Source organism: Coralloluteibacterium stylophorae, from assembly GCF_018122625.2.
In the GTDB taxonomy this organism is placed as follows: Bacteria; Pseudomonadota; Gammaproteobacteria; order Xanthomonadales; family Xanthomonadaceae; genus Coralloluteibacterium; species Coralloluteibacterium stylophorae.
On record NZ_JAGQFT020000008.1, the window covers coordinates 151,984 to 166,278 of the forward strand.

A 14,295-nucleotide genomic window follows, 5' to 3' on the forward strand; every position below is an offset into this window, starting at 1 on the left:
TCTCAGTAGGCGAATTCGCGGAACACCGGATCCACCGACCCCTGCCACCGGCCGTGGAACAGCTCGAGCTTGATGTCCGCGGCGGTGCGGCCGCTGCGCGCGACCTCCAGCAGCGGCTCCAGGAAGCCGCTCTCGTTGTCGCCCGAGGCGTTGAGCCGCGCGCGCCGGCTCAGGCCGGCGGCGGCGATCTCCAGCGCCGCCAGCGCCAGGTCCTGCACGCGGCCGCCGCGGAACGGCAGTCCCAGCGCCCGCTCCGGCACGCCGTCGCGCAGGGCGTGACGCTCCTCGCGGCTGAAGTCCTTGACCAGGTCCCAGGCCGCGTCGAGCGCCGCGTCGTCGTAGAGCAGACCGATCCAGAACGCCGGCAGCGCGCACAGCCGCTTCCACGGGCCGCCGTCGGCGCCGCGCATCTCCAGGAACTTCTTCAGCCGGACCTCGGGGAACGCCGTGGTGAGATGGTCCGACCAGTCGCGCAGTGTCGGCGTCGCCCCGGGCAGGGGCGCGAGGCGGCCGGCGAGGAAGTCGCGGAAGTCGAGGCCGGCGCAGTCGACGTAGCGCCCGTCGCGGTAGGCGAAGTACATCGGCACGCCGAGCATGTAGTCGACGTAGCGCTCGAAGCCGAAGCCGTCCTCGAACACGAAGTCGAGCATGCCGGTGCGGTCCGGGTCGGTGTCGGTCCAGATGTGCGAGCGGTAGCTGAGGTAGCCGTTCGGGCGGCCCTCGGTGAACGGCGAATCGGCGAACAGGGCGGTCGCCACCGGCTGCAGGGCGAGGGCGACACGGAACTTCTTCACCATGTCCGCCTCGTCGGCGAAGTCGAGGTTGACCTGCACCGTGCAGGTGCGGGTCATCATGTCCAGCCCGAGGTCGCCGACCTTCGGCATGTAGGCGCGCATGATCCCGTAGCGCCCCTTGGGCATCCACGGCATGTCCGCGCGCGCCCACTTCGGCTGGAAGCCCATGCCGAGGAAGCCGAGGCCGAGCTCGCCGGCCACGGCCTTGACCTCGCGCAGGTGGGTCTCGGCCTCCGAGCAGGTCTGGTGCAGGGTCTCCAGCGGCGCGCCGGAGAGTTCGAGCTGGCCGGCGGGCTCCAGGCTCACCGAGGCGCCCTCGCGGGTCAGCGCGATCAGGCGCCCGTCCTCGACCACGCGCTCCCAGCCGAAGCGGGTCAGGCCCTCGAGCATGGCGCGGATCCCGGCATCGCCCTCGTAGGGCGGCGGGGCGAGGTCGTCGAGGCGGAAGCCGAACTTCTCGTGCTCGGTGCCGATGCGCCAGGCGGAGCGGGGCTTGCAGCCCGAGGCGAGGTAGTCGACGAGCTGGCGGCGGTCGGTGACCGCGATCTCTGATTCTTGGCTGGGGCCGGACACGCGCGCCGCCTTGCGTTGGGGGGCGGCCATGATGGCCGCGAAGCGCCGGCAGGCAAAGACGACCGGCGGAACACTCGGGCGCGGCGCGGCGCGACGCGCCGTGCCACCGGGTCGGTCAGGCCGGCGCGGTGGGAGCGACCGGCGCGCCGAGTTCGAGCCAGCCCGCGACCACGCCGCGCAGTTCGTCGACGCCGATCCGCGACGGCGCCGAGAACAGCTGCACGCTGGTCGCCTCGCCGTACTCGGCGTGCACCTCGCGACGCACCTGCAGCAGCGTGGTGCCCTGCGCGCCGCGCGAGAGCTTGTCGGCCTTGGTCAGCAGGCAGTGCGCCGGCAGGCCGCGCGCCGCGGCGTAGGCCAGCATCTGCTGGTCGAACTCGCGCAGCGGATGGCGGATGTCCATCACCACCACCAGTCCGGCCAGCGCCTGCCGCTCGCGGAAATAACCGTTGATGAAGGTCTTCCAGTGCTCGCGCAGGTCGGGCGGGACCTTCGCGTAGCCGTAGCCCGGCAGGTCGACCAGCCAGCGATCGGGCTGCACGCCGAAGTACACCAGCTGCTGCGTACGCCCGGGCGTCTTCGAGGTGCGCGCGAGCTTGTTCTGCCCGGTCATCGCATTGAGCGCGCTGGACTTGCCGGCGTTGGAACGGCCGGCGAAGGCGACCTCGCGACCGCCGTCGGCGGGAAGCTGGCGCGGCAGGTGCGCGGCGAGCACGTACTGCGCGCTGGCGAGGGGATTGGACATGGAGCGACCGCGGGAAGGAGCGCCGGCGACGATAGCATCCCGGCCGCGCGTCCGCCGGGCGCGCCCGCCCCGTCCCCGGCTTCGTTGACCGCCTTCCGGTGCACCGCGATAATCTCGCGGTTCCGCGCCACGGCGGCGTAGTCATCGCCGCTTCAGCCCTCGAGAGTTCCGGAGTCAGCCCATGCCCTTCCCGCGCAGCCTCGGCCTGGTCGGCCTTCTGTTCGCCGCCACCGCGCTCGCCCAGACCCAGGATGCAGAACGTCCGGATCCGGATCCCGCCGCCGCGATGCCCCAGCCGGAGAAGCGGCCGGAAGTGGTCGAGGAGCCGCAGTCGGGCAGTTCCGAGCCGGTGACCACCGAGTCCCGCGCCACCACGGCGCAGCCGCTGGCCGACGAGGAGCCGGCGCCGGTGAGCGCGCTGGACGATCCCAACGTCGAGGTGCATCCGGGCGACGTCAGTGCCGGCCAGGGCAAGGCCGCGGTGTGCGCGGCCTGCCACGGCGCCGACGGCAACTCCATCGATCCGCAGTACCCCAAGCTCGCCGGCATGCCGGAGCGCTACATCGCGCGCCAGCTCGCGCTGTTCAAGACCGGCGAGCGTCCCAACCCGATCATGCAGAGCTTCGCGGCGCCGCTCTCGGCGCAGGACATGCGAGACATCGGCGCCTTCTTCGCCTCGCAGCAGGCGCTGCCGGGCGTGGCCGACGACACCGCGATCGCCGACGGCCCGAACGAGGGCGCGAGGTTCTACGAGGTCGGCGAGACGCTGTTCCGCGCCGGCGACCGCACCCGCGGCATCCCCGCCTGCATGGCCTGCCACGGCCCCGACGGCGCCGGCAACCCCGGCCCCGCGTATCCGTCGCTGGCTGGCCAGCACGCCCAGTACACCGCGACCAAGCTGCAGATGTTCCGCGACGGCGACGGCTACGGCGAAGGCGAGAGCGAGAACCTGGTGATGGTCCAGGTCGCCGCCAACCTCACCGACGAGGAGATCCAGTCGCTGGCGACCTACGTCGAGGGCCTGCATGCGGTGGCCGACGAGGCGCCGGCGAGCGACGAGCCGCAGATCGAGGCCGCCGCCGCGCCGGCCGGCGGCACCGGCATCAGCGAAGCCACCCCAGAGACCGACTTCACCGGTGCGCAGACCAGCGACGCCGCCGCCGAGGAAGTCCGCGAGAACCAGGAAGAGGCGCGCGAGGACGCCGAGGACGCCGAGCCGGGTCCGGAAGGCAACTGATCGCGCCAGCGCCACGCCCCCAGCCGTCCCCAGCCCCGGAGTGACCATGCTCAAGCCCCGCCTCCTCGCCGTGCTGCTGTGCACGACCCTCCCGATGATGGCCTGCAACGCCGAGCAGAACGGGGACCCCGCGGCACCCCAGGCGGCGACGGCACCGGCGCAGCCGGCGGACGAGACGGCCGCCGCCGCGGCCCCGGGGCCCGGCGATACGCCCGTCACGGAACAGTCCGCGGATGCGGCCGGTAGCGGCACTGCCGACGCCGCCGAGGCGGCGCCGCAGGTCGAGGCCGCGCCCTACGATGGCCCGGTGCCGGTCGAGGGCACGCACTACGTGCGCATCGCGCAGCCGGTCGAGCTCGCACCGACCCCGGGCAAGATCGAGGTGGTCGAGATGTTCGGCTATACCTGTCCGCACTGCGCGGCGCTGGAGCCGGTGCTCGACAACTGGAAGGCCGACCTGCCGGCCGACGTCGAGTTCCGCTACCTGCCGGCGGCCTTCGGCGGCTACTGGGTGCCTTACGCCCGCGCCTTCTTCGCCGCCGAGACCCTGGGCCTGGTGGACGCGACCCACAACGCGATGTTCCAGGCGATCCACGTCGAGCGCGCGCTGCCGGTGAGCCCGCAGGCCGCTCCGCAGATCGCCGAGTGGTACGGCCAGCACGGCGCCGATGCCGAGGCCTTCGCCTCGACCATGGACTCCTTCGCCATCAACGCCAAGCTCGCGCGCTCCAACCAGCTCGCGCAGCAGTGGGGCATCGAGGGCACCCCGTCGATCGTGGTCGATGGCAAGTACCGCGTGATGACCACGCGCGAAGGCTTCGAGCGCATGCTGCAGACGGTCGACTACCTGATCGACCAGGAGCGCCGCGCGGGCGAGTGAGCCCGCCGCGCTGCGTCGGAACGAGGGCCGCGGTGCGGCCCTTTTCCGTGGTGCAACGCCACCGCACGCGACCGCGACCGACGAACGCCCGGCCGTCGCCGCCGCGCTGACGCGGTGCTCACGCCACCGGCGACCACGCGCACGTGACGGCGCCTCGTGCAGCGTCTGCGCCGCCGTAGCGACGCGGTGTCAGTCCCAGGTCAGATGTCTTCCGCCACCATCGCCCGCGTGGATCGAGCCTCCTCTCCCCCCGCCGCGACCCGCCGGCTGTCGGTGCTCAGCGCCAACATCCAGGCCGGCTCCAGCACCCAGGCCTATCGCGAGTACATCTGGCGCAGCTGGTCGCACGTGCTGCCGGTCGGCAAGCGCGACAACCTGGCCGCGATCGCCCAGGCGGTGCAGCCCTTCGACATCGTGGGGCTGCAGGAATCCGACCCGGGCAGCCTGCGCTCCGGCTTCAACAACCAGACGCGCGTGGTAGCCGACGCGGCGGGCTTCCCGTACTGGAGCCACCAGCCCAACCGCAGCGTCGCCCGCGTTGCCGGCAGCGCCAACGGGCTGCTGAGCCGACTGCCGCCGACCGAGGTGCTCGACTACCCGCTGCCGGGGCGCATCCCCGGCCGCGGCGTGCTGATGGCGCGCTACGGCGGCGACGACGGACTCACGGTGGCGGTCGCGCACCTGTCCCTCGGCGCGCAATCGCGCAAGGCGCAGCTGGCCTTCGTCGCCGAACTGCTCGGCGACGCGCGGCACGCGGTGCTGATGGGCGACTTCAACACGCCGCACGACGCGCCGGAGATGCAGGTGCTCTACCGGCGCACGCGGCTGCAGCCGCCGACCTGCACCCACCTGACCTTCCCGAGCTGGCGCCCGGCACGCTGCATCGACCACATCCTCATCGGCGGCATCGAATGCGCCGGCCTGCGCACACTCATTGCCGGCCGTTCCGACCATCTCGCCATCGCGATCGACCTGGACGTGCCGGAAGCGGCGTTGGGTCCGCAGCGCGTCGCGGCCAACGCCGCCGGCTGAGCCGCGAAGGTTCCGTGATCGACAGCGACCGCCGCGGCGACTAACGTGCGGGTCCGCCCGCGCGGATCGTCACGGAGGCTCCGCCGTTGTATTCGCTGTCCAATCGCATCCGCCAGGCGCGCGGCTTCGGGCCGATGACGCAGGCGGAGCTGGCGCGCCAGGTCGGCGTGCAGCGCAGCGCCGTTGCGCAATGGGAACAGGAGGACGGCACCGCGCCGAGCGTCAAGCACATGCTGCGCATCGCGGTGGTCACCGGCGCCTGCTTCGAATGGCTGGCCACCGGCCGCGGACCGGTCCGCATCGACCCGGCCGAGGCGACGGCGGCGGTGGTGCTCGAGGACTATGCCCACGACCACCTCGAGGCGCGCCTGCTCGAGGCCTTCCGCAAGGTCCCGCGGCGCCAGCGCGAGCCGCTGGTGTCGATGATCGAAATCCTCACCCGGCGCTAGGGCGGCCGCCGTGCGCGGCCGCCCCGTCCGCGCCTCAGAAGCTCAGGTCCGCACGCACGTACCAGTACGCCCCGCCCGGAATGTCGTAGGTCGAGGGGTCGTAGCCGTTGAGCGAGCACGACAGGCAGGCCGGCGGCTCCTTGCCGAACACGTTGATGCCGCCGGCAGCCAGCTCGAGGCCGTCGAGCACGTCCAGCCGGTAGGCCAGCTGCGCGTCGTGGTAGGTGGTGCTCGGCAGGCGGTTGGTGCCCTCCTCCGGATCGCTGCAGATCGCGAAGCCGGTGGCGTCGCCGCACTCCTCCACCAGCTCGTCGATGAAGCGCAGGGTCCAGCTCGCCGACCACGGTCCGCGCCGCCAGTCGAGGGCGAGGTTGGAGGTCCACTGCGGGATCGCGCCGTCGTTCACCTCCACGCCGACCTGGCGCGGCTGCAGCGCACCGTCGGCGCCGATCGCCTCGTAGCGGCCGACCCAGGTGTTGCGCCAGGTGATCGCGAACCGGCCGGCATCGGTCTCGCGCAGGGTCCAGAAGAGGTCGGCGTCCCAGCCGTCGGTCTTGATCACGCCGAGGTTGGTGAGGCGGTTGTTGAAGCCGTTGATGCCGCCGGTGGAGGCGCGGGTGATGCCGTCGCAGTAGGTCGGATCGAGGGTGTCGACGCAGAGGTCGAGCTGGGTCTGTGCGTCGATGGCCTGGATCGCGCCCTCGACCTCGTGCCTGTAGAAGGTCACCTCCAGGTCCACCCGCTCGGCCACCGCCGAGTTCTCGAGGAACGACGGGCTCCACACGAAGCCGGCGCTGAAGCTGTCGGAGGTCTCCGGATCCAGCGCCTCGTTGCCGCCGGTGGTGACCGAGATCTGCGGGTTGGGCTGCTGGTAGCCGGCCGGCACGCCGAGCGCGGCGCAGTTGCCTGCCGCGCCGCGCGGCGGTTCGCCGTTGGGCCCGGTCGAGCAGGGATCGCTGAGCGTGGCGTCGAAGCGGCTGGCCGAGCCGTAGAGTTCGCCGATCGAGGGCGCGCGGAAGCCCTCGGCGAAGGTCGCGCGGATCAGGAACTCGTCGACCAGCTGCCAGCGCAGGCCGTACTTCGGGGTGAATTCGCCGCCGAAGGTGGAGTAGTCGGAGTAGCGCCCGGCGATGCTGAGGTCGAGCGCCTCGGCCCAGGGGGAGTCGGACAGCAGCGGCACGCTGAACTCGGCGAACACTTCGTTGACGTCGTACTCGCCCGAGGTGGGCAGCGAGGGCACGCCGTTGTAGTCGCCGGCGACGGTGAGCGCGTCGGGCTGGTAGCTCCCCTCGTACTTGCGGTACTCGTAGCCGGCGGCCATCGACAGCGGCCCGGCCGGCAGGTCGAACAGGTCGCCCGAGGCGTTGGCCGAGGCCAGGCTCAGCGTGTTGTCGCTGCGGTCGCGGACCACCGGCTGGATGTAGGCCAGCATCTCCGGGGTGATGGAGCCGGCGCCGCCGAAGATGTCCAGCGGCACGCAGCCGGCGATGGTCGCGCAGACGGCCGGATCGCCCAGCGCGTTGGCGATGTGGCGGATGTTGTAGCTGCCGGTGTTGACCTGCTCGGCCTCGTTCTCGCTGCGCACCAGGTTCAGGTCCCAGAACCAGCCACGGTCGCCGAGGTCGAAGGCGCCCTCGAGCCCGGTGGCCACGTACCAGGTGTCGACCTCCTGCTCGTACAGCCGCGGCCCGCCCTCGACCGGGCGCCGGCCGATGAGGATCAGGTTGGAGGCCGAGTCGAGGTCGAAGCCGAACGGGTTGTAGGGATTGGCGCCGGAAATGAAGATGTTGTCCGCCTGCGGATTGCCGGTGCCGGCATCGGGGCCGAGGAAGATCGGCTCGGGCGCGGCGCGGTTGGCGGACTCGCGGCGGTTGTAGAGCGCCTTCGCGTACCAGGTCGTCGACGGGCTGATGTCGAAGCGGAACTGGCCGAACAGGCCCTTGCGCTCGGACGGCGTCAGCAGGAGGTTGTAGGGCGCGAAGTTGAAGCGGTCGGGCGTGGCGAAGCAGTGGTAGTCGTCGCTGCGCGCGCACGCGTCGCTGCCGTCGTAGGCGGGAAGGCCCGCGCCGTCGCCGGCGTTGGGCGTGATGTCCTGGGTGATGCCGGTGTTGGGGTCAACGAAGATGAAGCGCCCGTCCGGCGTGCCCGAGCTGCCGAAGGCCAGCCCAGTGCCGGGCGTCGGCAGGCGCGAGAGTTCTCGGCTGCCGGCGCCGATCCCGTCCTGGTCGGTCCAGCTCGCACCGAGGAACCAGCGCGCGCGCTCGCTGCGCCCGCCCCAGGCGAAGTCGACCTTCCTCGACGCGCCGTCGCCCTCCTCGTACTCGCCGTAGTCGACGGTGACGCGCGCGCCGTCGAACTCCTTGCGGGTGATGATGTTGACCACGCCGGCGATCGCGTCGGAGCCGTAGAGGGACGACGCGCCGTCCTCGAGGATGTCGATGCGCTCGACGATCGCCAGCGGGATGGTGTTGAGGTCGGTGGCCGCGCCGACGCCGGAGGCCGAGGCCTCGTTGACCCAGCGCAGGCCGTCGACCAGCACCAGCACGCGCTTGGAGCCGAGGTGGCGCAGGTCCACGGTCGCCGAACCGGCGCCGACGCCGCTGCCGTCGGGCGGGAAGCCGAAGTTGCCCGACGAGTTGAACCTGGTGTTGAGCGCCGAGCCGGACGCGGTGATCTGCTGCACCACGTCGCTGATCGAGGTCAGGCCGGTGCGCTCGATGTCCTCGCGGCTGAGCGTCTGTACCGGGACCTGGTCCTCCAGCTCGGCGCGCTTGATGCGGGTGCCGGTGACCTCGATGCGGTCGAGGCGGGTGGCATCGTCGCCGGCGGCCTGCGCGCGGCCCTGGTGCGGGGCGGCCAGGCACAGCACCGCCAGGCCGATGGCCTGCGGCAGACGGGACGGAACGGCGACAGCGGACTGCGGAGCCGGCGCGGGCCGGCCGGAACGGGACGTGGTCATGCGCGATTCCCTGCTGGTGGACAACGGGGACCCGCCGCCGCCCCTGTTCGTCGGTGGGAATGCGCCGGTTGTAAGGAAAACGTAAAGCGCCGGCAAGCCCGGTCCGACGGCCGCGCCGCTCAGACCGCCAGCGACACCGCCACCAGCAGCAGGAACACGGCGAAGATCCGGCGCAGCATCAGCGGGCTGACGCGGTGCGCCAGCCGCGTGCCCCAGGGCGCCGCAAGCACCGAGGCCGCGGCGATGCAGGCCGCCGCGGGCAGGTAGACGTAGCCGATGCCGCCGGCCGGCAGCGCGCCCTCCGGTCCGTTGAGCGCATAGCCCGCAGCCGCGCTGATGCCGATGAACACGCCGCAGGCGCTGGAGGTGCCCACCGCGCGCACCGGCGCGACGCCGCGGCCGACCAGCAGCGGCACGGTCATGCTGCCGCCGCCGATGCCGACCACCGCCGAGACCGCGCCGATCACCACGCTGGCCACCCACAGCAGCGGCCCGCGCGGCACGGTGTCGCCGCCGGTGGCGACCTTCTGCCGCCCGAAGGTGAGCTGCGCCGCGGCCAGCACGCAGTAGCCGGCCACGAACCAGCGCAACGCCTCGCCGGGCACGGCGGTGGCGATCAGGCTGCCGGCGATGCCGCCGGCGACCATGCCCGGCACCAGCACCCGCACCGCCGGCCAGAGCACGCTGCCGCGCCGGTGATGCGCACGCGCCGAGGCGGTCGCGGTGAACATCACCGTCGCCAGCGCGGTCGCCAGCGCGGCGTGCATGGCCGCCTCGGGCGGCACCCCTAGGTGCGGCAACAGCGCGGCCAGCGCCGCGACCAGCACCAGTCCGCCGCCGATGCCGAGCAGGCCGGCGAAGACGCCCGCGGCCAGGCCGAGCACGAGGAACACGGGCAGCGCCGCCCAGACGCTCACGGTCGCGTCCCTCCCGGGGCGTGAAACGACGCCTGACGGACCATCGCATAGACTCCGCGCATGCCGATCCGACCCCTGTCCGCCCTCGTCGCCTGCATCCTTCTCCTCCTTTCCGGAACCGCCCTGGCCGCCGTCGCGGTCGACCCCCGCCAGGGCGAGGTCCGCGCCGCCATCGAGGCGGCGGAGCGCGGCGCCCTCGACGTGCGTACCGCCGCGTCGCTGGCCGACCATCCGCTGTATCGCTGGGTCGAATACGCCGCCCTGCGCCGCGAACTGCGGCACGCCACGGCCGAGCGCATCGGCGCCTTCCTCGAGCGCCATCCGGGCGAGCCGGTCGCCGAGCTGCTGCGCGATGCGTGGGTCGCCGAGCTGGTCCGGCGCAGGGACTGGAGCGCGTTCCGGGCATTCTACGTGGCGCCCGCCGACGCCGCCCCCAGCGACACCCTGGCCTGTGCCAGCCTCGTCGCCCGCCAGGCCACCGGCACCCTCGACGCGGCCTGGTGGGCCGACCTCGAGTCGGCCTGGCGGGTCGGCCGCTCCATGCCCGACCTCTGCGACGGACCGTTCGCGACCGCCGCCGCGGCGGGGCGCCTGACCCCCGAGCTGCGCTGGGCGCGGCTCGACCTCGCCGCCGAGGCCGGCAATCCCGGCGTGATGCGGGCCGCCGCGGCCGGCCTCGCCGACGCCGACCGCGCACTGGCCGAGGACTACGCGGCCTTCGTCGCCGAGCCCCACGACCGCGCCGCCGGCTGGCCGCGCAGCGAACGCAGCCGCCGCATCGCCGCGCAGGGGCTCGCGCTGCAGGCGCGCAAGGATCCGGACGCGGCCGAGGCCCGCCTCGCCCGCCTCGCCGCCGCGCTGGGCATGAGCGAGCCCGAGCAGGCGCCGGCGCTGTACCAGATCGCGTTGTGGACGGTCGCGTCCTACCACCCCGGCGCCGCCGAACGCCTCGCGCGGGTACCGGCCGCGGCCTACGACGAGCGCCTGTACGAATGGCGCGTGCGCGAGGCGCTGGCGCGCGGCGACGACCGCGCCGCGCTGGCCGCGATCGCGGCGATGCCGCAGGCGCAGCGCGACGACTCGCGCTGGCGCTACTTCCAGGCGCGGCTGCTGGAGCGGCTCGGTCGCGCCGCCGAAGCGCGCGAGGCCTATGCCTGGGCCGCCACCGCGTCGACCTTCCACGGCTTCCTCGCCGCCGACCGCATCGACGCCCCCTATGCGCTGTGCCCGTGGGAACCCGAGGCGCCCGTGGCCCTGGTCCACGAGGTGGAGAACGATCCGGGCCTGCAGCGCGCGCTGGCCCTTTACCGCATGGACCGCACCGCCTGGGCGACGCGCGAGTGGCGCGGCGCGATGGCGCGCTTCGACGACGCCCGCCGCTTCGTCGCCATCGAGCTGGCCCAGCGCGATGCGGACTGGTACGACCGTGCGGTGTTCTCGCTGGGCGAGCATCCCGACGCCCTGCGCCTGTACTCGCTGCGCTTCCCGCTGCACCACGAGCGCACCCTGCGCGAACAGGCCAGGCGCAACGGGCTCGACCCGGCGCTGGTGGCCGCCGACATCCGTGCCGAAAGCGCATGGATGCCGCGCGCGCGCTCCGGCGCCGACGCGCTCGGCCTGATGCAGCTGCTGCCGTCCACCGCCGAGGCCACCGCGCGGCGGATCGGCCTGCCCTGGCGCGGGCGCCAGAGCCTGTTCGATCCCGACACCAACCTCACCCTCGGCACCGCCCACCTGCGCTACGAGCTCGACAAGCAGGGCCTGCCCTACATGGCCATCGCCGCCTACAATGCCGGACCCGGTCCGGTGGCGCGCTGGAACGCGCAGCGGCCGGGATTCGATCCCGATTTCTGGATCGAGACCATGACCTACCGCGAGACCCGCGACTACGTCGCCCGCGTGCTGGCCTTCAGCGTGATCTACGACTGGCGGCTGGAAGGGCGTGCGGTGTCGGTGACCGAGCGCATGCGCTCGACGATGGCGCCCACCGCGCGCACCCGGCCCTTCGCCTGCCCGGCGGTGCAGGCGCGCTGAGCGCGGCGACGGTCTCGCCGGCTTAACCCGGCGGTGCCGAGCATGCCGCCACGCAAAGGAGCGCCGACCCGCATGAGCCGATCCCTGCGCATCGTCATCCTCGGCGGCACCGGATTCATCGGCCGCCACCTGGTCGCGCGCCTCGCCGCGGATGGCCACGGCGTGGTCGTGCTGAGCCGCAACCCGGCGGCGCATCCCGACCGCCACATCCCACCCGGCGTGTCGCTGCAGCGCTGCGACGTGTACGACGCGCAGGCGCTGGTGCGCCGCTTCGCCGGTGCCGATGCGGTGGTCAACCTGGTGGGCGTGCTGAACGAGTTCGGCGGCCCGCTCGAGCGCGATTCCGGCCGCGGCTTCTCCCGCGCGCACGTGGAGCTGACGCGGCGGGTGGTCGAGGCCTGCGCCGAGGCCGGCGCGCGCCGCCTGCTGCAGATGAGCGCGCTCAACGCCGGTCGCAGGCAGAGCCACTACCTCGCCAGCCGCGGCGAGGCCGAGGCCATCGTCAAGGCGTCGCCGCTGGCGTGGACGCTGTTCCAGCCGTCGGTGGTGTTCGGCCGCGGCGACGGCCTGTTCTGCCGCTTCGCGCGCCTGCTGCAGGCGTCCCCGGTGCTGCCGCTGGGGCGCGCCGACGCCAAGTTCGCGCCGGTGTACGTGGGCGACGTGGTCGAGGCCTTCCGCCGCGCGCTGGGCGATCCGCGCACGCGGCGCCAGACCTACGAGCTGTACGGGCCGGAGGTGGTCACGCTGGCGGAGATCGTGCGCCGCACCGCGCGCACGCTGGGATTGAGGCGGCTGCTCGTGCCGCTGCCGGACGCGCTCGGGCGGGTGCAGGCCGAGGTCGGCGAATGGCTGCCGGGCAAGCCGATCTCGCGCGACAACTTCCGCTCGCTGGCCATCGACTCGGTCGGCGGCGTCGACGGACTGCACCGCCTCGGCATCGAGGCCACGCCGATCGACGCGGTGCTGCCGCGCCTGTTCGAGGGCGTCGACAGCCGCAACGAACGGCTGCAACGCTACCGCACCCGCTGATCCCCCCCCGATAAGGACCCGATGTGATCCGCTCCCACGATCTCCTGCGCGCCCTGGGCGCATCGCTGCTGCTCGCCCTGGCCGCCTGTTCCGCACCGGAGGCGCGCGACGAGCCGTCGCCGGACGCCGCCCCCGCTGCCGGCGGCGCCGACAGCGAAGCCGCCTGCCTGGCCGACGGCGGCACCTGGGCGCAGCACGGCCGCCTCGCGGTCATGAGCTGCGCGCGGCCGACCGCGGACGCCGGCCGCATGTGCCGCGACGGCAGCGACTGCGAGACCGCCTGCATCGCTCCGGAGGGCGTCGAGGACGGCACGCCGACCGCCGGCACCTGCCATGCCAGCGACAAGCTGTTCGGCTGCCACACGCGGGTGACCGACGGCGTGGCCGGCCCCAGCCTCTGCATCGACTGAGGCGCATGCGCGTCTATCTGGTCGGCGGGGCGGTCCGCGATGCGCTGCTCGGCCGCGGCCACGGCGACCGCGACTGGGTGGTGGTCGGCGCGACCCAGGCGGAGATGGAGGCCGCGGGCTTCCGCCCGGTCGGTCGCGACTTCCCGGTGTTCCTGCATCCGGAGACGCACGAGGAGCACGCGCTCGCACGCACCGAGCGCAAGTCCGGCCGCGGTTACCGCGGCTTCGTGGTCGATGCCGATCCCACGGTGACGCTGGAGGACGACCTGCGCCGCCGCGACTTCACCATCAACGCGATGGCGCAGGACGAAGCCGGGGCGCTGGTCGATCCCTACGGCGGTGCCGCCGACCTCGAACGCCGCCTGCTGCGCCACGTGTCGCCGGCCTTCGCCGAGGACCCGGTGCGGATCCTGCGCGCGGCGCGCTTCATGGCGCGCTTCGCCCCGCTGGGCTTCCGCGTCGCCGGGGAGACGATGGCGCTGATGCGGGCCATGGTCGACGACGGCGAGGCCGACCACCTCGTGCCCGAGCGGGTCTGGCAGGAGCTGGTGCGTGCGCTCGCCGAACCGCAGCCGTCGGCCTTCGTCGCCACCCTGCGCGCCTGCGGCGCGCTCGCGCGCGTGCTGCCGGAGGTGGATGCGCTCTACGGCGTGCCGCAGCGCGCCGACCATCATCCGGAGGTCGACTGCGGTCGGCACCTGGAGCTGGTCTGCGACATGGCCGCACGGCTGGCGTCGGGAGACGCGCGGATCGGCTTCGCCGCGCTGACCCACGACCTCGGCAAGGCACGCACCCCCGCCGAGATGCTGCCGCGCCACATCGGCCACGAGCACGCCGGGCTGGCGCCGCTGGCCGCGCTGTGCGAGCGGCTGAAGGTGCCGGGCGAACATCGCCAGCTGGCCGAGGTCTGCTGCCGCGAACACCTCAACGTGCACCGCCTGCGCGAGCTCAAGGCGGCGACCGTGCACGACCTCATCGCCCGCTGCGACGGCTTCCGCAAGCCGGAGCGCATCGCCTGGCTCGGCCTGGTCTGCGAGGCCGACGCGCGCGGCCGCGGTGGCCACGCCGAGGCCGACTACCCGCAGCGCGCCCTGCTCGGGCGCCTGCACGCCGCGGCGCTGGCGGTGAAGCCGCGCGATCTCGATCTCGAAGGCCTTGCCGGCCCCGCCGTCGGCGAACGCATCCGCCGCGCGCGCATCGCCGCGATCGCCGCCGCGCGCGACGCCGCCTGCTGAC

General features: G+C 73.3%; 12 protein-coding genes. 8 read left to right on the forward strand and 4 right to left on the reverse strand.

The features are described 5' to 3' along the window. Positions 1 to 2: 2 nt before the first annotated feature. Entirely contained in the window at positions 3 to 1,367 is a 1,365-nt protein-coding gene (locus tag KB893_RS12910; protein WP_211927837.1) for a glutamate--cysteine ligase, read from the reverse strand. 115 nt (positions 1,368 to 1,482) lie between these two features. Continuing rightward, a complete protein-coding gene (gene yihA, locus KB893_RS12915; RefSeq protein ID WP_211927836.1) occupies positions 1,483 to 2,112 on the reverse strand; it encodes a ribosome biogenesis GTP-binding protein YihA/YsxC in 630 nt (209 codons plus the stop codon). 181 nt (positions 2,113 to 2,293) lie between these two features. On the opposite strand from yihA, the gene KB893_RS12920 reads away from it, so the two are divergent. The 4 genes from KB893_RS12920 to KB893_RS12935 all read left to right on the forward strand — a co-directional run bounded on the left by KB893_RS12920 (position 2,294) and on the right by KB893_RS12935 (position 5,710). Then, entirely contained in the window at positions 2,294 to 3,349 is a 1,056-nt protein-coding gene (locus KB893_RS12920) for a c-type cytochrome (RefSeq protein WP_246505637.1), read from the forward strand. A gap of 46 nt (positions 3,350 to 3,395) precedes the next feature. Beyond that, positions 3,396 to 4,229 carry a thiol:disulfide interchange protein DsbA/DsbL gene (locus KB893_RS12925; RefSeq protein WP_213173776.1) on the forward strand — a complete coding sequence of 278 codons (834 nt, stop codon included), beginning with the start codon at positions 3,396 to 3,398 and terminating at the stop codon, positions 4,227 to 4,229. Positions 4,230 to 4,433: 204 nt separating this feature from the next. Next, a complete protein-coding gene (locus tag KB893_RS12930; protein WP_211925975.1) occupies positions 4,434 to 5,261 on the forward strand; it encodes an endonuclease/exonuclease/phosphatase family protein in 828 nt (275 codons plus the stop codon). An 86-nt stretch (positions 5,262 to 5,347) separates the two neighbouring features. Further along, complete coding sequence (locus KB893_RS12935; RefSeq protein ID WP_211925976.1) at positions 5,348 to 5,710, forward strand: helix-turn-helix transcriptional regulator; 363 nt, start codon at positions 5,348 to 5,350, stop codon at positions 5,708 to 5,710. A gap of 34 nt (positions 5,711 to 5,744) precedes the next feature. Here the strand turns inward: KB893_RS12935 and KB893_RS12940 are convergent, their stop codons facing one another. Continuing rightward, positions 5,745 to 8,669, reverse strand: a complete 2,925-nt coding sequence (locus KB893_RS12940; RefSeq protein ID WP_211925977.1) for a TonB-dependent receptor plug domain-containing protein — start codon at positions 8,667 to 8,669, stop codon at positions 5,745 to 5,747. Between the two features lie 119 nt (positions 8,670 to 8,788). Beyond that, positions 8,789 to 9,586, reverse strand: a complete 798-nt coding sequence (locus KB893_RS12945) for a sulfite exporter TauE/SafE family protein (protein ID WP_338026950.1) — start codon at positions 9,584 to 9,586, stop codon at positions 8,789 to 8,791. Between the two features lie 60 nt (positions 9,587 to 9,646). Between KB893_RS12945 and KB893_RS12950 the strand changes: the two genes are divergently transcribed. From KB893_RS12950 to KB893_RS12965, 4 genes are all read left to right on the forward strand, one after another. Continuing rightward, positions 9,647 to 11,620 (forward strand): lytic transglycosylase domain-containing protein, encoded by a 1,974-nt coding sequence (locus KB893_RS12950; protein WP_246505638.1) that lies wholly within the window; start codon positions 9,647 to 9,649, stop codon positions 11,618 to 11,620. A gap of 72 nt (positions 11,621 to 11,692) precedes the next feature. Further along, entirely contained in the window at positions 11,693 to 12,649 is a 957-nt protein-coding gene (locus KB893_RS12955; RefSeq protein WP_211925980.1) for a complex I NDUFA9 subunit family protein, read from the forward strand. 23 nt (positions 12,650 to 12,672) lie between these two features. After that, positions 12,673 to 13,059, forward strand: coding sequence for a hypothetical protein (locus tag KB893_RS12960; RefSeq protein ID WP_211925981.1), 387 nt, complete (start codon positions 12,673 to 12,675; stop codon positions 13,057 to 13,059). A 5-nt stretch (positions 13,060 to 13,064) separates the two neighbouring features. Then, complete coding sequence (locus KB893_RS12965; RefSeq protein ID WP_211925982.1) at positions 13,065 to 14,294, forward strand: multifunctional CCA addition/repair protein; 1,230 nt, start codon at positions 13,065 to 13,067, stop codon at positions 14,292 to 14,294. Position 14,295: the final 1 nt, after the last annotated feature.

Coding starts and splice junctions, on each gene's coding strand:
- yihA (WP_211927836.1), bottom strand. CDS start 2,112: ATGTCCAATCCCCTCGCCAGCGCGCAGTACGTGCTCGCCGCGCACCTG.
- KB893_RS12920 (WP_246505637.1), top strand. CDS start 2,294: ATGCCCTTCCCGCGCAGCCTCGGCCTGGTCGGCCTTCTGTTCGCCGCC.
- KB893_RS12925 (WP_213173776.1), top strand. CDS start 3,396: ATGCTCAAGCCCCGCCTCCTCGCCGTGCTGCTGTGCACGACCCTCCCG.
- KB893_RS12930 (WP_211925975.1), top strand. CDS start 4,434: ATGTCTTCCGCCACCATCGCCCGCGTGGATCGAGCCTCCTCTCCCCCC.
- KB893_RS12940 (WP_211925977.1), bottom strand. CDS start 8,669: ATGACCACGTCCCGTTCCGGCCGGCCCGCGCCGGCTCCGCAGTCCGCT.
- KB893_RS12950 (WP_246505638.1), top strand. CDS start 9,647: ATGCCGATCCGACCCCTGTCCGCCCTCGTCGCCTGCATCCTTCTCCTC.
- KB893_RS12955 (WP_211925980.1), top strand. CDS start 11,693: ATGAGCCGATCCCTGCGCATCGTCATCCTCGGCGGCACCGGATTCATC.
- KB893_RS12965 (WP_211925982.1), top strand. CDS start 13,065: ATGCGCGTCTATCTGGTCGGCGGGGCGGTCCGCGATGCGCTGCTCGGC.